Source organism: Gluconobacter sp. P5B12 (assembly GCF_018812035.1).
Taxonomy (GTDB): Bacteria; Pseudomonadota; Alphaproteobacteria; order Acetobacterales; family Acetobacteraceae; genus Gluconobacter.
The window spans coordinates 91,059-112,084 of sequence record NZ_JACRVV010000010.1 but is presented as its reverse complement, the minus strand read 5'-3'; the positions used below and the strand labels follow the sequence as shown (position 1 = coordinate 112,084).

The following is a 21,026-nucleotide window of genomic DNA, read 5'->3' as shown; positions in this document are numbered from 1 at the left end:
AAACGTTTCTGAACAAGCCGAATATTCTGTCTCTGGGAGATATCCCTAAAAGCAATTGCTAAGCGTAAGCTATATCGCTTGCTCTTTCATGAACGTTTCAGTTTACCGCAATTTCGCGCGAGGAAAATAGGCCCCTGGAGGCCGAGACTGGCAATCTGGTCACCTTAGTTGGACATAAAGCTGACCTAAAACTTGTAGGTTCTCATTTCACATAGGGGAAGGCATCCTTTTAGTGGATGCCTTCCCTTGCCTTCGACAGGAAAATAGCGGGAAATCCCAGTTCCTTTCGGAACTAGCTCAATCTTCCACTCTGCCCTGCCTCATTACATAGTAGGGAGAGCGGTTTTCCTGGTTGCTTTCAGAGAGTCCTTGGCAATTTTTCGAGCCTTACGGCGTTCAAGGCGCTCTTTCATTGCCATTTTCTCGTAACGTATCCGCTGACGGATCCAGTTCAACATGCCGGAAGCTGTCAGGACGGCGATACCAACGAAAGTCCAGCGGTCGAGGGGTTGACGAAAGACGAGATAGCTCAGCGCAACTCCCCACGCCATCTGACTATACTGCGGCAACGCAACGCGGTTCGCGGGTGCCCGAGCGGTTGCAAGCATCATGCACAACTGCCCCAATGCAGTCAGAAAGCCATACCCAAATAGGTAAATCCAAGTCTCGACATGGGAAGGCCAAGTGGCATGGGCAATCATCAGGATGCCGTTTCCAACCAGCGGCCCCATGAGACTGGACCCAAACAGCGACAGCCTCACTGTTTCCTTACTGGCGATGCGATAGGCAATGACACTTCCTGCATTCGCACAAGCGGCTAAAAGCGCACAGAGATGCCCTAAATTAAGCGGACGCATTCCGGGCCTCAGAACTATGAGAACCCCCGCAAAACCAAGCGCAACAGCCAACCATGCCCAGAATGTTACTTTTTCTTTAAGAAGAAGAACCGATAGAATGGTTACAAAAAGCGGCATCAGAAACGTGATCGACAGAGCTTCTGGCATCGAAAGAAGCATAAAAGCTTTAACGCTGGCAGCTGTCGCCACGAAGACACAGAAAGCCCTCAGCAGCCACATTCCACGAAGCTGAGGCCGTACGATGTCTAGATAGGATTCCTGGGGTTTACGAATGAAAGGAAGAATAAGAAAACCGAAAACACCTCCAAAAAACGCAACCTCAAACGGGTTCAGACTTCCGTCCAGCAGTTTGGAAAAGGCATCACTAACGGCAAACGCAGCATACGCTCCGAAGGCCAAGGCCATTCCGGAGAAGAGGGTTTTGGTGTCCATAAGACTCTGGGATTCGATTGAAAAAAGAGAGGGCCGTGCTGAAAATTACTCAAGTGCGCCCGAAGAAAACGCAAATGTACAGAGCTGATCTATCCACCTGTAATTTCGGTAGGCTTCTTAGAAGAGTAATTACAGAAATTCAAACCTATTTTCTGCGATATTATGAATTTTTACAGCACGCATTGAATATAACACGATATAAATGATTTATAACAAGCATGAGGTTATTGTTATAATAAAATATAATTAATTTATTAAGTAGAATTATAGAAATTAAAATTAAAGCCGGGATCAATAAAATAATAAAAAGAATTGATCCCGAATATAATTATTTATTCAGTGGAATTCTAACGATAATAAATGGCATCTCTTCAAGACTTTTACCATCATGAAACACAGGAAGTCGTGCCCATTGTCCAATTACACTATACACTGAACCGTCATGATATGCGAGGCCGTCCGGCTCTATAAGGCGGGCATCACGCGCAACCATCATAACTTGACCATCGACCGTGCGCCGAAGAATGCCGTGACGCTCTACATCCGAGATGTACAAAGAGCCATCCGGGCCGGTTGCCATCCCGTCTCCCATTGTGGTCTCTCCTTCATATGTCACAGCGGCTTCAATCTGCGCCTCTGTCGTCTTTGTATCCGATAGGAGTGCGGTAGGGGCAGAGTATAGCTTTCGGCTGCTCAGAGACTGCCAGTAAAGCGTTTTCTGGTCAGCGCTTAGATCAATTCCATCTACTCCGCCCTGCGGAATGACTGCATGATCCGGATCATAGCGCCCTACCACACCATCAATCATGCCGACGAAGCCAGGTTCGGCTGAGACGACCTTGGCATCAGCGAGAATACGCCGCTGCTTTCCGGTCGCAAGATCAATGACAACAAGACCTGGATGAACTCCTGTTGAGGTGTCGGTGATAAAGGCCGTACCAGCAGTACCGTGTGTCAAGTCAATCCGGACGTCATTCAGGTGGCTGTCCGGCAAGAGCGCAGGCGCCGTAACCGGGTACACCTTGACGATCTGATTTGTCACAGGATCGACTTCAAAGAGCTTCTGAGCACCGGCAACGGTGCCCTGCCCTTCGACCATACCTTCGTCCAGAACCCAGAGCTTGCCTTGTGCATCAACAATCATGCCAAGCGGCGAGACAAACTGCTCCTGCGATGCCGCATCAGGAAACGGAATAATCTTTCCCTGGGCATACACCCCAAGCCGCGCCCCTGTGTGTTCATGAGCACTCCGCGGAAAGCTTACGACCATCCGGTTATCGGGAAAAAACGCAATGCCGGATGGCTGAACATGAGGGAAGCGGGCAACAACCCGGACATTGCCTGAACTGATGGAGCCCTTATCTACACTATCTTTGGCGAGAGCCGGACCACCGGCAGCCATCGCGAAAAAACCAGCCGCGAAAACGGCTACGAGGGAAAGGTTGGCCTTCAAGAACTATTCTCCACTGATGGACCCAAAGGAGAGACGTTCTCTCTTTCAGGTCGCACTGATTTTCGTGACGCTCAGTAGTCCACGGATAAGGATACTCTGTCACTTCAGAAAGTGGACTTTCTCACGAAATATCAATCGCCTACTTGCCACCTTACAGGCGTAAGCGCATCCGTCGGCAGAGATACACGATGCATCGGAAAGCCGATCATGTGGTCATCAAGTTCCTGCGTTTCAGCGGTCGTAGGGTAAACAGCAACACCTGCTCTCTGAATTGCTCGCCACCCCAAGAGCCACAGCGAAAAAACTTTAATCGCAAACGAGGCGATCGCGAAACTTCCAAGCCCGACCTCGAACATCCGTTTCTGCTGCCAAAAGTACCCCAGTTCCTGCGGCAATTAGAAGGAAATCACAAAATGTCGGGCCGTAAGAACTCTGGGCACAAGCCAGACTGACATCTGAAAATCTGAGTGGTTACTAAATTTGGCTAAACCCCTCAGGACAACCGAACTATCAAAGACAATTATGAGATAGGTGCCCTAAATGACCGCCTTATTCGCAGAGTACCTAGGAGGCAACTCCGCCATGATGGTGCGGCCTGCATTTATGGTCGAGGAAAGCCAAAGCCATGCTGTTCACACCTCTAAGCGCCTCAAACAATTGATATCCCACACGATTTATCTGAATAATTATTCCCGATTAAAAATCGTTCTAAATCTTATACCCGATCCGCCTGTATAGTTTGTTTATTATCGAAACACTGTGGTTAGCTTCTACTAGATCAGGCATTTCGTCTGTGTTGTTATATCCAAACCCCATATCATGGCCCATCCACTGGACAACGATGCCATCTCTTCGTGAAACGACATATACGTTCTCAAAACTCATGCTGCACAGCGCCTCGGGCTGAGGAATTAGCCATGCGATCTGCCCCCGTATGGGAACAATGCTGTCATCATGCCATAGGGCTCTGGCGCCATACCCGGTACAATTAATAAAAACAGGTTCTGGGAGAGTTGTCAGTTCTGAAGGATGATGAAGGGTCAAGATTTTTATCTTGCCGCCACGCTCCAAAAACTGCCGCAAAAGATAATCCGAATAGCTTGTGACGTTGAAAATCAGGTTCGGTTTCTTGTGAACTTCCGAATATGGAAATCGAGTGTCGTCTATCCTGATCAGGTTTCCCTGAGGTTCGATGTCCTGAATACGCTCATCAAGTTTGGCAAAACCAATGGGATCTGCATGAGGCACCGAGGGCTCCCGGGAACGCATACCATAAAAAGTATCCCATTCTACCGGATTTCCTGGCAGCCCCTGAAGGCCTTGATAACAGGAGAAGGAATGCCGGGCCATGCTTTCCCATCGCGCGGCAAACTCCGGCGTCACAGCGTCTTTCTGGGCAATACGAGAAGACGGTGTCCAGCTTCCGGAGGCCCGTGCAGAACGGACGAATGGTGGAAGAGCCTCAGCATAGATCGTGACCTGAGCGCCAGCCTGCTGAGCAACAATTGCCGTCGTGAGGCCAATCGCACCGCATCCAATGACCCCGATATTCCGGGAACTGACTGGTAACGCCCGCTCTACCGCCAGCTTTGCGCTGCCCCATGAGAGCGACCAGCCGCTACCGCCATGCCCATAATTATGCACGACTGTCTTTCGGCCCACCTGCTCCACCTCCAAGCGCGGTCCAGCAGCCCGGAAAGGACGTAGACAGACTGTAATCCGGTCAACTCTGTCAGTTCGTGCCCGGATGACAGGTATGGAACGTACGTCCGCATCCAGGTCGGGGTTGATAAGAGTTCCGGACGCGCATCCGGAGAGGCTGGAAAGCCCTACAAGAGATGCTCCTCTTGTCAGGGCATGGCGGCGCGAGAGAAGGAGCATTGAGAAAAACTTCCAGCTACGAAAGGGAAAAGAGTGATCTACATACAGGTGCCAGATTAGGTTGGACCGCCTAACTTCAGAACGCTGGCATCGACTTTCTTCGACAGGCAAGCATCAGGGTGTAAATGGTTTTGCATATAAATTTTGCTATGCCGCGATGGTATTCTCAAGCCGAACTGCCAATCAAAACCATTCAGGAAACTACCATATTCATTTTGAAGTCTTATCAATCATTACGGAAACTCGGCCAGAATGAAATTCTCAAAAAGCTTGCAAAGCATAACTCCAGGTTAAGAAATTTCCGCAAGCAGCCTATTTTCCATACAAGCGTGGTTCGTTCTTGTTTCAGATTGAATTTCCATTCTGAAGTCAGCATAACCCATGCCATGTCTTTGGCATCGGCTTTTGCAAAAGGGTGATAAAAGACGTTTCATTCGCGCGTAGATGTTACCCCTCTTGCCTCCCCTCCTGTGAACAGTTCAGAAACCTCTCTTTCAAAGTAAGGACCCCCAATGCGCCTGCGCCAGATCGAAGTTTTTTATGCGATCATGACGACGGGTTCGCTCCGACGTGCTGCCGAGTTACTTCACGTCTCGCAGCCAGCAGCAAGCAAGGTTCTGCGCTACGCCGAACAATCGTTGGGTTTTGCGCTGTTTGAACGGACGGGCGGCCGGCTGGTGCCGACACGTGAGGCCCGTATCATGCTCCCGCATGTCAACGCGATCTTCGAGAAACTATCCGATCTCAAGCGCCTGACCGACAATTTACGCTACGCGCGGGATGGACATTCAATCAGTATCGGATGCGTACCAAGCCTGGGGTTAAGCCTGGTGCCTCGTGTGGTGCAGCGATACCGTGCCGATCATCCGGGAATGGAACTGACGATCGATGCGATGCACGGGACTGAAATCGTATCTCGCATCATGAATCATGACCTCGATCTGGGAATTGTTTTCGGCGATTACACATACGATGGACTGACAGCACTCCATATTGCAGACATTCCGCTGATGATGATCGACGGAGAAGCGGGAGAAGGGCCAGTCAGCGTTACCGGGATCGATCCTGAACGCTATATCGGGTTAACCGAAAACGATCCCACGGCCCGCATGCTGGATATGGTGCTGGAAGAGGCTGGAATTCCCATCAAAGCCCATGTGCGAGTACGAACTCATTTCATGGCAGCCGAACTCGTCCGCCTCGGAGGAGGATGTGCAATCGTGGATGCTGTGACAGCCCTGCATCATCCAGGTCTGTCTCGCCCACGCCCTCTCTCACCACCCTTAAGCGTGAGCTGCACGGTTCTATTCCGGGCAGACCATGCCCTGTCGCATATTTCACAGAATATCCTTGCCCTCCTGCGAAGTGAACTGGACGTCGATCTCCTCGCCTTGAAAGAATGAACGGCGTATTTTAACCCAAGGTTAAGGGTTCACTCCATCTTTAAGACAGGACAGGCAGAACATTTCGTGCTCTGAATCATCTTTCTTCCCGGTCTCCTCCTGCTCCGGAGCCGGAAATTCGTATTCAGAGCCGTTCATGATCCAGCCTTTTAGACAGTCACTCATGCTTGCCGTCTCGGCGGCCCTCTTCCTTTCCACAACATGCATCACCCATGCCGCGACGCTGCCACGCGGACTAACCGAGCAGGACATCACCGCGACGGTGGAGCATGCGCGATCGGCCTTCGACGTGCCGGGAGTTGCGGTTGCCGTGGTGCAGGATGGCGAAGTCGTGTTCAGCCGCGGCTATGGACGACGCACGCAGGACAGCGCGAGCGCACCGGTTGACGCCCGCACAATGTTCGCTATCGGCTCCAACACCAAGGAATTCACCACGACGGCGCTGGCCCAACTGGTCGATCAGGGCAAGCTGAAATGGAACGACCGGGTAATTGATCATATGCCGGACTTCCGCGTGGCCGATCCGGCCATTACGCGGGATTTCCGCATCTCGGATCTGCTGACGCATCACAGCGGCATGGGACAGGGCGCCGGAGACCTGATGCTGTTTTCACACAGCACGTTCACGCGTCCGGAGATTTTGGCAGGCTTGCCGTTCATGCCTTTCACAGCCCCATTCCGCAGCGAGTACGCCTATAACAATCTTCTGTATGTCGTCGCAGGCGCGCTGGTGGAGCGCCTTACAGGACAGAGCTGGGAAGATGTGGTCCAGAAACGCCTGATCGATGCGGCGGGCCTTCCGGCCTGTCAGAGCACACCGCCCGTCAAAGGCCAGACGAATGTGGCAATCGGCGAAGGTGAAAGCACAGCTCTGCCTGAGCGGAGCGCCCTGCGCCTGCCGGGTGTCGCACCGGCAGGCGGCATCTGGTGCAGCGCCGATGGCGTGGCGCGATGGGCCCAGACCTATCTCAATGGCGGCCGCGCGCCGAACGGCCAGCAGATTTTCAGCCAGACCAGCCGCGATACCCTCTGGGCGCCGCACGGACTCCTGCCCCTGGCCGAGACGGCGGAGGCTACAAAGACGCATTTCCGCGCCTATGGCTACGGTTGGTTCATGGAGGATTTCTTTGGCCTCAAGCGCGTCTGGCACACCGGCACCATCAGCGGAATGGTCAGCTACGTAACCTTCCTGCCCGAACGCCGATCAGGCATTGTCATTCTGACCAACCATGACGATCACGCGGCGACTTACGCGATTGCGACAACACTCAGCTCCTATGTCGCAACCGGCGCAAGTTCAGACTGGGTCACGCATTTCCAGAACGAGAAAAACGCCAAGCAGGCTGCAAACGCGAAAAAGGCCGCCGAGAGTGGCCCTGGCTCCCCCGCGCGACCTTTCATCACGCTCTCACACGATGCGCAGCAGGACTATGTTGGGACCTATCACGATGACTGGCGTGGCCCGATCACAATCAGCCTTCGTGGAAAAGATCTGCGGATGTCCTTCAGCCATGCTGACGGCCTGACCGGAACGCTCTCCGCCCTGCCGCATGATCTGTTCATTGTCCACTGGGATGACCGTGGGCAGGATGCGGACGATGATTCCTATGTGCAGTTCGAACGCGGCATCTCGGGTCAGGTGAGTGGCATGAAAATGCAGGTCATCGGCTCTGATTTCAGCTTTGATGCGCAAGACCTGCACCCGCAGAAAGTCAATTCTGCAACAAAACCCTCCAAGCCCTGATACCTTGTTTTCATGGTAAAACAAAACCTTAACCACAGGTTATGGAAAGATGGCCTCTTTGCATTAGCCCGACTGAGTTGGAGGCTGTAGGTTTTGGGCATGATAACGGCGCAGGAGATCGCAGCGTCTCCACCACGCCCAGCCTCTGAACGCTCAGGATTTTTATGGCCGGAAAACGGACCATCACCATCATCGGCGGAGGCGTTATCGGCCTGACAGCCGCCTACGCCCTCGTTCGAGACGGACATGACGTCACCCTGATCGAACGCCGCGAGGACGTCGGACAGGACGCCAGCTTCGCAAATGGCGGCCAGCTCAGCTACCGCTATGTCAGCCCGCTGGCCGACGCCGGTATCGCGCAGGACGCCTTGGGCTGGCTGTTCCGCCCGAATTCTCCGATCTCGCTGCGACTGAAAGCCGATCCGCATCAGTGGCGCTGGCTGCTTGCGTTCCTGTTCGCCTGCAACCGGCAAACAAACCGCCGCAACGCCGCAGTCCTGCTTGATCTGGCTCTCAGCGGACAGGCCGAGCTTCAGAACTATCGCGAGGAAGGTCTGGGCGATTTCCTGTGGCGTCGTCCGGGAAAACTCGTCTTGTACAGGAACGCCACTACCTTCCGTAAAGCCGCAAAATCCGTCAGCGATCCGCAGCTCCAGCGCACGCTCTCGCCTTCCGAATGTGCTGATGTTGAACCCGCCTTCGCGGGTCTGCGCGGGCAGATTGCAGGCGGGATTTTCTCGCCTGAGGACGAGGTCGGGGACTGCTTCCTGTTCTGCAAGGCTCTGCGCGAAGCCCTCGCAGCTTCTCCGAACTTTCGTTTTATACAAGGCGACGCCACGCTCACAACAGGCCCGAAAAACCGATGCGAAGTCCAGCTGGATGGCAAGCCCTTTGAGACTGATCTTGTGGCTCTCTCAGCCGGGATCGGCTCCCGGAAACTGGCACGCCCGCTCGGGATTGACCTGCCGCTTTACGGCCTGAAAGGCTACAGCCTGACCACGCGTCCGCGTCCCGGCCTCGTGCCCTCAGTCAGCGTGACGGATTACGACAACCGCGTGGTCTATGCCGGTCTAGGCGATCGCCTGCGGGTCGCCGCAATGGTCGATATCGGTTCGGAAAATACCGATCTGAACCCAAAACGCCTCGGAGAACTGCGCGCGCTTGTGGCGGAGACGCTTCCCGGCGCACTGGGTCAGGGCGACGATACGCCGTGGGCCGGACTGCGGCCCGCCACCCCGACCGGCGTTCCGATCATCGCCCGCACCAGGTATGACAATCTTCTGCTCAATGTGGGGCATGGTGCCCTTGGCTTCACACTCTCGGTCGGCTCGGGCCTGAGACTGAAAGAGATCGTGGCCGGGTTCGACACCCGCGCCGTCAGCTGAGAAAGGAACAGGTTTCTATGCAGGCCACCCGCCGCACGGTTCTTCTTGGCGGCGTCGCCGCCGCCCTGTCCATGCCAGGACGTAGCGCACGCGCCGCCTCTCCCCTTCAGAGCTTGCTGGGCCTGAGCCAGCCGGTCGAAGTTCTCGAAGACCGCTGGGGCGTCCCCCATGTCCGCGCGCAGACCATCCCCGACGCCTTCTTTGCCGACGGCTATCTGGTCGCGCGCGACAGGCTATGGGAGCTGGATTTCGGCCATCGTCAGTCTCTGGGCCGACTGGCGGAAGTCTTCGGCCCGGCCTTCGTGCCCTCCGACACGGCCAACCGGCTGGTGCTGTTCCGCGGAGACGCCGAACGCGAACTCGCCGCCCTCCCCTCCCTGACGCAGGACTGCGCACGCGCCTATGTCGCCGGGATCAACGCGCGCATCGCGGAAGTCACCGTCACGCCCTCGCTCCTGCCGCCGGAATTCGGCATTTTCGCTGCCACACCGCTGCACTGGGACGTGCTGGACCTGATCCGCGTCCGCGCCGAAGTCACGGGCAACACCCGCACTGAAGTCCGCCGCGCCCGACTGGCCGCACGCGGAGCACTGGCCTACGACGCCCTCATCACGCCGCTGGAACCCGTCCACGACCTGCGGGTCCCAGAAGGGCTGGACACCGCCGCCATCTGCGAAGACGACCTCGGACTGTTCGGTGTGCTTCAGGCCCCCCTACCACGGCACGACCTCCATGCAGCCGCCGAGGACGAGACGCGACGACGGAATGAGGGCAGCAATTCTTGGGTCATCGCCCCCTCCCGCACCGCGACCGGCCGTCCCATTCTGGCCAACGACCCGCATCTGTCCTTCGGCGTGCCCGGCCCCCGTCACGTCATCCATCTGACGGCGCCGGGACTGGATGTGATCGGCGGCGGTGGCGCGGGCATGCCCGGCGTCATGCAAGGCCATAACGCGACGATCGCCTTCGGACGGACGAATTTCCATATCGATCAGGAAGACCTGTTCATCCTGCGCACCAACCCCGCCGACCCGCTGCTTTATGCCCATCAGGGCGGCTGGAAACGCATGGAACAGGTCGAGACGCGGATCGCAGTCCGTGGCGAGGCCGAGCGCATGGTGAGCCTGTTCTATTCCGTGCACGGGCCGGTCGTCTCGCGTGATCCGGCACGCAACCGCGCCACGGCGGTCTCCGCCACCTGGCTTGCCCCCGGCGCGAACGGGCTTCTGGCCAATATCGGGATCAATCTGGCCCATGACTGGACCAGCTTTCGCGAAGCCCTGCGCGTCCATACCAGCCCGACCAATTTCACCTATGCCGACACCAGCGGCAATATCGGCTGGCAGGCCGCAGGCGGTCTGCCCCGTCGTGCACCGGGACATGACGGGCTGATGCCCGCACCGGGAGACGGGCGGTATGACTGGCAGGGCCTTCAGCCGCTCGAAGCCCTGCCCAGCAGCTTCAACCCCGCACGCGGCTGGTTCGGAACATCCAACGAAATGAACCTGCCCCCCGGCTATCCGGTCGAGGAACGGCGCGTCAGTTTCGAATGGCGTGACGGCTTCCGACACGAGCGCGTGGCCCAAATGCTGGATGCCACACCGCATGCGACCCTTGGCGACAGCGTGGCCCTGCAACACGACACATTCTCCGTGCTGGCCCTGCAAATGGTCCGGCTCCTGCCCGACGTCCCGCCCGACCTTGCCGCAGAGGCTGCAGTGCTCAAAGCATGGAACGGCCGCGTCGATGCTTCAAGTGCGGCAGCAGCGCTGTATGAAGTCTGGTGGACCCGGCTCGAACGCGCCCTTCACGCGCTCATCATCCCGGCCACTCTTCACGACCTACTGCCGGGCCCTGTGAACGCCACGGTTCAGCTCTCCCTGTTCCAGTCCCCCGATGCCCGCTTTGGCAAAGATCCAGTGAGCGCGCGGAACAGGATGCTCGTCGAACAGTTCCGGGAAGCCGTTCAGGAGTTGCGGAAGCGCCTCGGCCCGCTTCCCGCCGCATGGCGCTGGGGGGCACTCCATACCATCACGCTGCGTCATCCGCTCGCTTCCGTCCCGGCCATCGCAACGGCTTTCCCCACGGTCGGCGGCCTTTCGGCCCAGAGCGGCGGGGACCCCTATACCGTCATGGCACGCTGGTACAGCCCCCAGACCGGCGGTCCCGACGCCTATGCCACGACGGGAGGCGCCAGCTATCTGATGGTGTGTGACGTCGGGCACTGGGACCGCTCGCTGTATCTCAACTTTCCCGGACAGTCCGCCGATCCGAAATCTCCGCATTACGCCGATTTCCTGCCCGTCTGGCTGCGTGGCGCCATGCAGCCGCTGTCCTTCAGCACCCACAGTGTCGATACCGCCGCGGTCCGGCGCATCACCCTGTTGCCTGAGACTCAACCATGATCATCCGGAGCCTCACACTCGCCGCCATCGCCGTCCTGTCATCCGCAGCACACGCCCAGACACACACACAGTCCGCCACCGAAACCACCCACGCGCTGGATCGCGTCCTGACACAGGGCGAAGTCCGCCCGCTGGCCGCCATCGCTGCCGTCCGCCTGCGGCACGGTCGCGTCGCCTACAACTATTACGGCGGATTTGCACGACGCACCTCGGGCGGAACGGTTCCCGTCGGACCACAGACCCTCTTTCGCATCGCCTCAATCTCGAAAGTCGTTACGACCATCGGGCTGATGGGACTGGTCGAGCAGGGCAAGATCGACCTCGATCACGATGCCTCGGACTATCTGGGCTTCCGGCTCCGCAACCCGGATTTCCTCCGGATACCCATCACCGTGCGAATGCTGCTCAACCACACCTCCAGCATCCGGGATGCCGACGGCTACATCCTCCCACCGGACCATAAGATCAGCGAGTTCTTTGATACAACCCGCAAACCCGGTGAGCTCGGCTACCACTTCGCGCATGGTGACGTACACGCGCCGGGCACATGGTTTGAATACTGCAATCTCTGCTACGGCCTCGTCGGCACGATCATGGAGCGTGTCAGCGGTGAGCGCTTCGACCACTACCAGCAGACACATGTGCTGGATCCGCTCGGGATAGACGGCGGCTATAACCGTATGTCCCTCGCCCATCCCGACCGTCTGGCCACGCTCTACAGCCACCGGCCCAAAGGATGGGAGGCAGAAACCGACACCCAGCCCCTCACTCCCAGCTGGAGCGCCGCATCCCTCGCCACCTACACGCCGGGTACGAACGGCACGCTGTTCGCCCCTCAGGGCGGCCTGCGCATCTCCATGGAAGGGCTGACCCGTCTTGCCCGCTTCATGCTCGGCCACGGCACCCTGGACGGCAGAACGCTGCTTTCGGCCCACAGCATCGCCCTGATGCAGACCCCCACCTGGCAGTATGACGGACAGAATGGCGACTGCCCCTACCCGATCGCCAGCTATGGTCTGAGCATGGCGCGCCTGACCGGAGCGCGGGATTCTTCGGGCCGCGAAACCCGGCCCTATAAAGGCTATTCCGGCGATCTGGCGGGTCACCTCGGCGATGCCTATTCGCTGCATTCGGGCTTCTGGTACGACCCCGCAACCGGCGATGGCTTCCTGTTTGCAGCGGACGGCTTCCCCGATGCCGGGCAGGAACGCCCGGGTGTCTATTCATCATTCACCAGTATCGAGGAAGAGATCTTCACCGCCCTCGCCGGAGCCGGGAAATCAGCCCCATGACTGTTCGACTGTCCCTTCTCGCCGCCTCAGCGCTGCTCGCGGCCACCTGTTCCGGCGCAATCGCGGCCTCCACGCAGGACGCAACCCAGCTGGGCGCCCTGCTGGCCATGCCCTATGCCAACGGGCTGACAGGAGCCGCAAAAACAGCGCGTCTAGCCTGGGTGGAACGTCGGAACGGCATCCGTAACATCCTGATTTCCGACGGAGGCGCGGTCCCCCGCAAGGTCACCGCCTATATGCAGGATGACGGAACCGATCTGTGGGGCCTCGCCCTCAGCCCGGACGGGCGGACACTGGCCTTCGTCGAAGGCGGCGATGCCGAATATCCCAACGATCACGCCCCCAATCCCGGCAACGCGGCCATCCCGGGCAAGGAAACCGTGCGGGTCCTCCTGCCCGACGGCCGGACGACCACCGCCGGAGAAGGACACAGTCCCGTCTTTTCCCCGGACGGACGCCTGCTGGCCTTCATGCGCGGCGGTGCCCTTCTGGTCGGACAGCCGGGCCAGACGCCGCGTGTGGTCATGACCACGCCGGGCGAAATCACCGCCCTGCACTGGTCCCCGGACAGCAGCCGTCTCGCGCTCGAAATCGACCGTGGCTCCCACAGTCTGATCGCGCTCTGGAACGCCCGAAACAGCAGCGCCGCACCCGTGTTCCTGCCCGCCGCACTGGGCCACGATCAGGAAGCGACCTTCTCGCCAGACGGCCGCTCCATTGCCTTCGTCCGGGCCTATCACCCCCTGATGACGGCCGAACGCGGCAAGGGACATTTCTGGTCCCTTCAGGTCTATGACACCGCATCTGGCGCGGAGCACACGCTCTGGACTGCACCGAAAGGTGCCGGGAACCGCTTCTGGGCGCCCGAAGGCATGGACCTGACATGGACCCGCAACGGACAGCTCCTGTTCCCGTGGGAAGGCAGCGGCTGGCTGCGCCTCTGCGCCCTCAGCGTCACCGCCCCTGCCGCAACACCACGCTGCCTGACGCCGGATCAAGCCGAAATCGCGTCCTACCGTCTGTCAGCGGATGAAACCCGTCTGATCTACACGGCCAATATCGGTGATCCGGATCACTGGCGCGCCTGGTCCCAGCCCCTTGATAACAGCCAGCCCGTGGCCCTGAGCGCGCCCAATGAACAGGTCATGGACCTCACACTGGCGGGACCGGCCATTGCCATGATGGCTACAGGCACAGACCAGCCCGCCCACCCGGTCGTGCTTCAGAACACTGTCCGGCACCTGCCCGTAATCCCCACTGTCCCGAACGGCTTCACATTCACGCCCCCTCAGATCGTGCATTTCCGCAGCGATGACGGCCGCGACATTCACGGACAGATCTTCCTGCCTCCCGCTGGAACACCCGGTCCGCATCCCGCGTTGGTCTTCGTCCATGGCGGCCCGCACCGGCAGATGCTCCCGGCCTTCAATCTGATGGGTTATTATTCCAATGCCTACGCCATGAACCAGTTTCTGGCATCGCGCGGATATGTGGTGCTGGCCGTCAATTACCGTAGCGGCACCGGCTACGGCGTGGACTTCCGAACCGCCCCCGGCATCGGCCGCGCGGGCGCCAGTGAATACAAGGACGTTCACGCAGCCGGACTGTTCCTCCGCAGCCGCTCCGACGTGGCCCCCAGCAAGATCGGCATCTGGGGTGGAAGCTGGGGTGGTTATCTGACGGCTCTGGCCTTGGCCCGCAACAGCGACCTGTTTGTCGCTGGCGCGGACTTTCATGGTGTCCATGACATGACGGAACCAGATCATTCAGGCCTCTCTCCCGAAGAGAAGCAACGGGAAAAGGAGAGCGAGTGGCGCTCCTCCCCAATTGCCGACATCGCGCACTGGCGCTCACCAGTCCTGCTGATCCACGGGGATGACGACTTCAACGTCGAATTCGAACAATCCGTCCTGCTGGCCCGTATGCTCGTGGAACGGAATATTCCGTTCGAAGATCACGTCTTCCCCGGTGAACGCCACGCCTTCCTGCGAACACAGGACTGGCTGAACGCCTATCTGTGGACGCTGCATTTCTTTGACACAAAGTTACCAGCCGTACAGCCAAACTGACTCCTGCCGGATCTGCGTGCGGGACAAACATTTCCAAAAGGCAAATCCGGACGGGAACCGAGGCCTATCCTTCCCCGTCACCAACAAAATGTTGCCTTCATGAAACGTAAGGGGATGTCGCGCACTTAACTTTTGGTTATATAGCGCGCGCAGTTTCGAAATCGACGGTTGCGTTGCAGGCATGCAATATTAGTTCGATATCGCAACATCATCGCCCATCGGCGTTTATGAGGGAACCAGGGTATGACGGCCAGACTGCCCCTGAAGTCTTATCTCCTGTCCTTTGCAGCTCTGTCGTCGGGCGCAGCGTACCTCGTGCCGCAGCAGGCTTATGCTGCCGCAACAGTGTCCAGCCCTGCCGATGCCAAGGACACATCATCTCACTCTACAAAATCCTCCGCGGAGCACAAAAAAACTCAAAAACCGGTTAAGGCCAGCCGGGAAGTCATTACGGTTACGGGCAGTCACATTGCGAACGCGCATATCAAGTCTCCGACCCCCATCAGCTCCCTTAACCAGCAGGAAATCCTGAATCAGGCTCCAAGCAACAATATTGCTGACCTGATCAATCAGATGCCGCAATTCGCAGGAAGCCAGACACCTCAGAATTCCGCCTATTCCCTAAGTGATGGCCTCGCTGGCATCAACGCACTCAACCTTCGTAATCTTGGTGCCGTCCGGTCACTCGTGCTTCTGGATGGACGACGGATCACGCCATCCGCCATCACCGGGATTGTCGACATCAACACAATCCCACAGCAGCTGGTCAAACGTGTGGATGTAGTGACGGGAGGAGCATCCGCGCAGTACGGCTCCGATGCTGTCGCAGGGGTCACGAACTTCGTACTCGACAAGACCTACACAGGCCTGAAGGTGACTACGGATTCCGGCATCTCGGACTATGGGGATGGAGAGAACCAGCATGCCGCCATAGCTGGCGGCTTTGGCTTCGCACATGGGAAGGGGCACGTTCTTCTTAGTGGCGACATTGCCCATCAGGACGGCATTTTCAGTGTAAACCGCAGCTGGAACAGAAACGGCGACCGCATTATCGCCAATCCCGACTATGCAGCGGGAAACGGTCAGCCCTATTACATCCGTGTTGGTAATGCAGGAACCAACAACGTTATGCCCGGAGGGATCATTAATGCCTCCAAGGGAGGCGTGACCAATTCGCTGCGTGGGATCTATTTTGGTCCGGGCGGAAGTGTCAATCACTACAATTACGGCTCTCTGTCGACCTCCAGCGTCTCGGTCGGCGGTGATCAGAACCTGGCCAACAATAACAAAAACATTGGCCTGGAACCTCAGAGCGACCGTAAAAATCTCTTCGGACGCCTGAGCTACGATGTCGCGCCGTGGATGACCCTGTATGCCGAGGGTGCCTACAATGAGAGCGAATACGTCTACAATGCCGGGCCACAGTATCTCAGCTCAATCTCACTGAAAGGGACCAACCCCTATCTTGTGGATGCTCTTGGCGCTGACGCACTTCAGAATGTCTCGAACGTCACTGTCGGGACGACTGCGCTCGACATGCCCTACCGCCGGACTGACAATCTCCGCAACGTCCAGCGTTATACGTTCGGTGGCGAAGGCAACTTCGAGATGTTCGGCAAACGCGCCTCATGGAACGCCTACGCCCAGTATGGCGTCACCCATACACATGAGCAGATCTACAACGTCATGAACACGGCAAAGATCGCCAATGCGACAGATGCCGTGCGAAACTCGGCCGGACAGACTGTCTGCCGCTCTTCCCTGACCAACCCAGGCGATGGCTGCTCCCCGATCGACTGGCTGGGAACGGGCGTTATGTCGTCATCGGCCATTGATTATGCTCTTGGCGCACCATGGCGAAATCAGCGGTTTCAGGAAATCGTCTCGGGCGTAAACCTCTCCACGATACCCTTTGCGACATGGGCCGGAGATGTGAACGTCGCCGTCGGTGGCGAATATCGTGACGAGCGTGCCTCGGGATACGTTCCGGCAGAATACCAGTCGGGCTGGTCGGTCGGCAATTACCGGCCGACCTTTGGGCACTACAACGTCAAGGAAGCTTACCTGGAGACCGCCGTGCCGCTGGCAAAAGGTCTGTCCTTTAACGGTGCCGTCCGCGGAACGAACTACTCGACTTCTGGTTATGTCACGACATGGAAAGTCGGCGGAACGTGGCAACCTGTCAGGGATGTTCTGTTCCGCGCCACCCAGTCGCACGACATCCGTGCACCAAACATTAACGAACTCTACAATGCAGGGACATCCCAGACGACGAGCGTGCTCGACCCGGTCACGGGTCAGACGGCTACCGTTCTCTCCACGACGACAGGTAATACGAAACTGCGTCCCGAGACGGCTAACACAACCGTCGTCGGCGCCGTCATCACTCCGCGATATGTTTCTGGCCTGGCGGTTTCGGTTGACTGGTTCCATACCAAGATCAAAGGTGCGATCGAACAGTTCTATCCGCAGTCCATCATTAATGAGTGCTATGCAGGATACACGACCTTCTGTTCGGCGGTCCGTCCCGATCCGAGTGGGACGCGTGATCTTCTCATCAGTGCCTCTCCGTTCAACTTTGCCAATCTTGAAACCAGTGGCATCGATATCGACGCTTCTTACAGCTTCCCGTTGCGCCGCCTGCTACGCGACGCCGATGGCAAGTTCACCCTCCACGGTCAGGCCACAAACTACCTGAAATATGTTTCTAATTCCGGTGTGGGCTATACCGTCGACACATCAGGCGACATTTCGTCCGGCCCGCCGCGCTGGATCTACCGCTTCTCGGCCACCTACAGCACATCACGATACAGCGTCACGGCCATCGCCCGGGGCATCAGTGCAGGCAATTATTCCAACAGCTATGTTCAGTGCTCGGGGACCTGCCCAGCGTATAACGCCAATTATCCCACGATCAACAATAACCGTGTCACGGGCATTTTCTACTTCGACATGAACGCCACCTACAATCTGCCGGTCGAAAAAATCGGCAAGATGCAGCTTTTCCTGACCGTAACCAACCTCGCAAACACCTCTCCGATCCTTCTGCCGGAAGGCGGACTTGAGGCCGACGAAACCTATAGCAACCTGCTCGGGCGGACTTATCGCGGCGGTATTCGCATGGAATTCTAAGGGCGGTTTTTCCACTCCAGATCATCCCCGCACTGAGGCTGCCTGCACACCAAGCACAGGCAGCCTCTTATTGTTTCAGCGTCAGGCTGAACTTTGTAATTCCCAGTCAGCCAAGGTCTTATGCGTCAGATCTCCAGCTTTACTCTGAAACGTTTTCGCCGGGTTTTCCTTTCCTTCGGGACAGCCGGACTTCCCATAATCCTGAGCGCCTGTGCTTTCCACAGTTCCTCTGCCCCTCTCGGACCGTATGCCCTCGCTGAGCGACTTTCGCCCATCCTCCGGACCTCCCAAGAACAGGGCGTACGCTGGGGAGTTGTCATTTCCACGAGGGATGGAAAAGTTCTTTTTTCCCGAAATGCCACTGGGCGCTTCATCCCAGCGTCAAATGCCAAACTCTTCACGACAGCCGCCGCAATGGCTGATCTTGCCGAATTGGAGCGCGATGAAGCCACACATTCCACTGCCCTTCTGCTGGCGCCCCACGCTCACGGCGCGCCAGATCTCATTCTCCAAGGCTCAGGAGATCCTTTCCTCTCCGATGACGCTGCATGCAAAACCGACTGCCTGAAAACGCTGGCCGATGCTGTCTTCGCCAAAAAGCTCAGACGCGTTCATGCCATTATCGCTGATGACCAGTTGTTCGCGGATGAGCGCTGGGGTGATGGATGGAGCTGGAATAACCTGCAGACACAATGGGGCACGGCAGTTTCGGCACTTACACTGAACGACAATATCGCTGAACTGGACGTACAGCCCGGTGCACACCTTGGCGAACGCCCGTTGTTTCGCTGGTCATCCCCAGCCGAGGAACTGACGGTAATCAATCAGGCTCTTACCGTACAGGATGAAAAACCTGAGCTGAATTTTGAAAAGAAGCCCGGTGAAAACCGTCTTGTCCTGACAGGCACGCTACCTGCAGGAGCGGCAGTCCAAACATTGAAAATCGGGATCGACGATCCAGCACTCCTGACGGCACACCATTTCAGGTCGCTGCTTCACGACGCGCGCATCAAGGTTCAGACTGTGAAAGCTCGTCATCGCCTGACGAACAGTCCAGCCGAAATCATTGCGCCAGATGCTCAAGTCCTTACCACCCTCCCAGCACCAGATCTGAAAGAAGACATCCGTTATCTCCTAAAGACCAGTCAGAACCTTCATGCCGAACTCCTCCTCCGCCGCTTAGCTCTTGTCCATGGGAATGGATCTGTCGAAGACGGCCTTGCCGAACGCCACCGGGTTCTGACTGCTCTGGGGTTGGCTCCTGTGGGCTTCTCTCTTTACGACGGCTCAGGAATGTCTCCCTACAACCGCGTTACACCTCAAACGGTGATCCAACTCCTTCTCCTCGCTGACCAACAACCCTGGGGCGCTGAATGGCGGGATGACCTTCCGCTGGCAGCATCAGACGGAACGCTTGTGCATCGTTTTATTGGCACGGCCGTCGCTGGTCACCTGCATGCAAAAACAGGCACGCTCGCAGCAACCCACTCCTTATCAGGTTATCTCCAGACGGTGCGGGGTCAGACTCTTTTGATTGCCGTATTCACAAACGACGTGCCGGACAGTCTGCCACATCCGACGAAAATCATGGACGATCTGGTGACTGCTGTCGCCATGGCCGAATAATCGCCTGAAGAGCACATTTTGAAGGATAATGTCTTAATTCATGCATGAGCTTTCTGGGGCGCCAGCCCGAAAAACACCCCTCGGCCGCCGCTCCTTTATGGGCCTTTGCGCAGGAACAGCTGCATTATCTTGGGCAAACGCTTCTGGGATGCCACGTGAGTGTCTGTCCCCTGTCGCGATCCGAACCGGCTATGACAGTCTCGAAGCTGATGGCTATCAGGCTCTTAAAGGGAGAAAAGTCGGTCTGATCGCCAACCCCACAAGCGTGGACCGCCACCTGCGCCATATCGCAGACAGGCTGCATGCTGCACCGGGAGTAAACCTGAAAGCCATCTTCGGGCCTGAACACGGGTTTCGCGGCTCGGCGCAGGCTGGCCACTCAGAAGCCAAAAGCATTGATCCCCGCACGGGCATCCCTGTTTACGACATGTACACACTCTCCGGCCCGAAGCTGGATGCGCTCCTGAAATCTGCGGATATCGATCTTCTCGTCTTCGACATTCAGGATATCGGCGCCCGGTTCTACACCTATATCTGGTCCATGTTCGACGCACTTGCAGCCTGTGCACGCTGCGGCGTCGCGTTCATGGTTCTGGACAGACCCAATCCCATTACAGGCCTACCCGCCAGCGGCCCTACCCTCGACCCGGCATTTTCATCATTCGTGGGCAGGGTCCCCCTTCTTCTGCGGCATGGCATGACTATTGGCGAACTGGCACGCCTCTTCAACAGCCAGTATGTCCCACAACAGGCAGGCCACGCTGCCGAATTGCATGTCATTCCCATGACCGGCTGGCGTCGGGACCGCTATCAGGACGAAACCGATCTGGTCTGGGTGCCGCCGAGCCCTAACATGCCCAACGTGACGACAGCCCTCGCCTATCCGGGGACATGTCTCTTCGAGGGTACAACCTTTTCGGTTGGTCGCGGTACGGCATTTCCTTTTCTCACGATTGGCGCCCCTAACCTCCAGGCAACCCGATGGATAGAGAGCCTGAACAACGCAAACCTGCCAGGCTGTCTGTTCAGGGAGGACTGGTTCACGCCCGGATCGGACACCGCAAAGGAGCAATTATGCCACGGGCTTCAGATTGCCATCACGAACCGGAAGACTTTTGACCCTCTGCTGACCAGCGTTGCGATGCTCCAGACAGTCATAAAGATATCGGATAGCCCAATATGGAGGAAATCCGGGTCGACCTTCGACATTTTGGCTGGGAGTAGCATACTCCGAAGACAGCTTTCACAGGGCATGTCAGCACCTGATATTGTGGCAACCTGGAAAGCGGATGAAGCAACGTTCAATATGCAACGCCACCTGTTCCTGATGTACTGACACAACAACAG

12 protein-coding genes are annotated in these 21,026 nt (G+C 57.4%); 9 read left to right on the top strand and 3 right to left on the bottom strand.

What is annotated here, in order from left to right; translation table 11 throughout:
• Nucleotides 1-323: 323 nt before the first annotated feature.
• The 3 genes from KP702_RS14515 to KP702_RS14505 form a co-directional block, all read right to left on the bottom strand.
• Entirely contained in the window at nucleotides 324-1,289 is a 966-nt protein-coding gene (locus KP702_RS14515) for a DMT family transporter (protein ID WP_237390049.1), read from the bottom strand.
• 328 nt (nucleotides 1,290-1,617) lie between these two features.
• The gene (locus KP702_RS14510) at nucleotides 1,618-2,742 is read right to left on the bottom strand and encodes a major royal jelly family protein (RefSeq protein WP_252348760.1); all 1,125 of its coding nucleotides are present in this window, start codon (nucleotides 2,740-2,742) and stop codon (nucleotides 1,618-1,620) included.
• Nucleotides 2,743-3,450: 708 nt separating this feature from the next.
• A complete protein-coding gene (locus tag KP702_RS14505; protein WP_202208190.1) occupies nucleotides 3,451-4,623 on the bottom strand; it encodes an FAD-dependent oxidoreductase in 1,173 nt (390 codons plus the stop codon).
• Nucleotides 4,624-5,135: 512 nt separating this feature from the next.
• Between KP702_RS14505 and KP702_RS14500 the strand changes: the two genes are divergently transcribed.
• From KP702_RS14500 to KP702_RS14460, 9 genes are all read left to right on the top strand, one after another.
• Complete coding sequence (locus KP702_RS14500; protein ID WP_202208189.1) at nucleotides 5,136-6,026, top strand: LysR family transcriptional regulator; 891 nt, start codon at nucleotides 5,136-5,138, stop codon at nucleotides 6,024-6,026.
• Between the two features lie 136 nt (nucleotides 6,027-6,162).
• Nucleotides 6,163-7,770 (top strand): serine hydrolase, encoded by a 1,608-nt coding sequence (locus tag KP702_RS14495; RefSeq protein ID WP_215769289.1) that lies wholly within the window; start codon nucleotides 6,163-6,165, stop codon nucleotides 7,768-7,770.
• Nucleotides 7,771-7,934: 164 nt separating this feature from the next.
• Nucleotides 7,935-9,155 (top strand): FAD-dependent oxidoreductase, encoded by a 1,221-nt coding sequence (locus KP702_RS14490; RefSeq protein ID WP_202208187.1) that lies wholly within the window; start codon nucleotides 7,935-7,937, stop codon nucleotides 9,153-9,155.
• A 17-nt stretch (nucleotides 9,156-9,172) separates the two neighbouring features.
• The gene (locus KP702_RS14485) at nucleotides 9,173-11,560 is read left to right on the top strand and encodes a penicillin acylase family protein (protein WP_237390047.1); all 2,388 of its coding nucleotides are present in this window, start codon (nucleotides 9,173-9,175) and stop codon (nucleotides 11,558-11,560) included.
• Nucleotides 11,557-12,852 (top strand): serine hydrolase, encoded by a 1,296-nt coding sequence (locus tag KP702_RS14480; protein ID WP_202208186.1) that lies wholly within the window; start codon nucleotides 11,557-11,559, stop codon nucleotides 12,850-12,852. The genes KP702_RS14485 and KP702_RS14480 overlap by 4 nt, the downstream gene beginning before the upstream one ends.
• Nucleotides 12,849-14,921 (top strand): prolyl oligopeptidase family serine peptidase, encoded by a 2,073-nt coding sequence (locus KP702_RS14475; protein WP_215769288.1) that lies wholly within the window; start codon nucleotides 12,849-12,851, stop codon nucleotides 14,919-14,921. Before KP702_RS14480 ends, KP702_RS14475 begins: the two co-directional genes overlap by 4 nt.
• A gap of 243 nt (nucleotides 14,922-15,164) precedes the next feature.
• Nucleotides 15,165-18,053 (top strand): TonB-dependent siderophore receptor, encoded by a 2,889-nt coding sequence (locus KP702_RS14470; RefSeq protein WP_215769287.1) that lies wholly within the window; start codon nucleotides 15,165-15,167, stop codon nucleotides 18,051-18,053.
• A gap of 120 nt (nucleotides 18,054-18,173) precedes the next feature.
• Nucleotides 18,174-19,679 carry a D-alanyl-D-alanine carboxypeptidase/D-alanyl-D-alanine-endopeptidase gene (dacB, locus tag KP702_RS14465; protein ID WP_215769286.1) on the top strand — a complete coding sequence of 502 codons (1,506 nt, stop codon included), beginning with the start codon at nucleotides 18,174-18,176 and terminating at the stop codon, nucleotides 19,677-19,679.
• Nucleotides 19,680-19,719: 40 nt separating this feature from the next.
• Nucleotides 19,720-21,015 carry an exo-beta-N-acetylmuramidase NamZ domain-containing protein gene (locus KP702_RS14460; RefSeq protein WP_215769285.1) on the top strand — a complete coding sequence of 432 codons (1,296 nt, stop codon included), beginning with the start codon at nucleotides 19,720-19,722 and terminating at the stop codon, nucleotides 21,013-21,015.
• Nucleotides 21,016-21,026 lie beyond the last annotated feature (11 nt).

Bases quoted from the DNA above. Each gene is read 5' to 3' on its own strand.
- KP702_RS14515 (WP_237390049.1), bottom strand. From the start codon at position 1,289: ATGGACACCAAAACCCTCTTCTCCGGAATGGCCTTGGCCTTCGGAGCG.
- KP702_RS14505 (WP_202208190.1), bottom strand. From the start codon at position 4,623: ATGCTCCTTCTCTCGCGCCGCCATGCCCTGACAAGAGGAGCATCTCTT.
- KP702_RS14500 (WP_202208189.1), top strand. From the start codon at position 5,136: ATGCGCCTGCGCCAGATCGAAGTTTTTTATGCGATCATGACGACGGGT.
- KP702_RS14495 (WP_215769289.1), top strand. From the start codon at position 6,163: ATGATCCAGCCTTTTAGACAGTCACTCATGCTTGCCGTCTCGGCGGCC.
- KP702_RS14490 (WP_202208187.1), top strand. From the start codon at position 7,935: ATGGCCGGAAAACGGACCATCACCATCATCGGCGGAGGCGTTATCGGC.
- KP702_RS14485 (WP_237390047.1), top strand. From the start codon at position 9,173: ATGCAGGCCACCCGCCGCACGGTTCTTCTTGGCGGCGTCGCCGCCGCC.
- KP702_RS14480 (WP_202208186.1), top strand. From the start codon at position 11,557: ATGATCATCCGGAGCCTCACACTCGCCGCCATCGCCGTCCTGTCATCC.
- KP702_RS14475 (WP_215769288.1), top strand. From the start codon at position 12,849: ATGACTGTTCGACTGTCCCTTCTCGCCGCCTCAGCGCTGCTCGCGGCC.
- KP702_RS14470 (WP_215769287.1), top strand. From the start codon at position 15,165: ATGACGGCCAGACTGCCCCTGAAGTCTTATCTCCTGTCCTTTGCAGCT.
- dacB (WP_215769286.1), top strand. From the start codon at position 18,174: ATGCGTCAGATCTCCAGCTTTACTCTGAAACGTTTTCGCCGGGTTTTC.
- KP702_RS14460 (WP_215769285.1), top strand. From the start codon at position 19,720: ATGCATGAGCTTTCTGGGGCGCCAGCCCGAAAAACACCCCTCGGCCGC.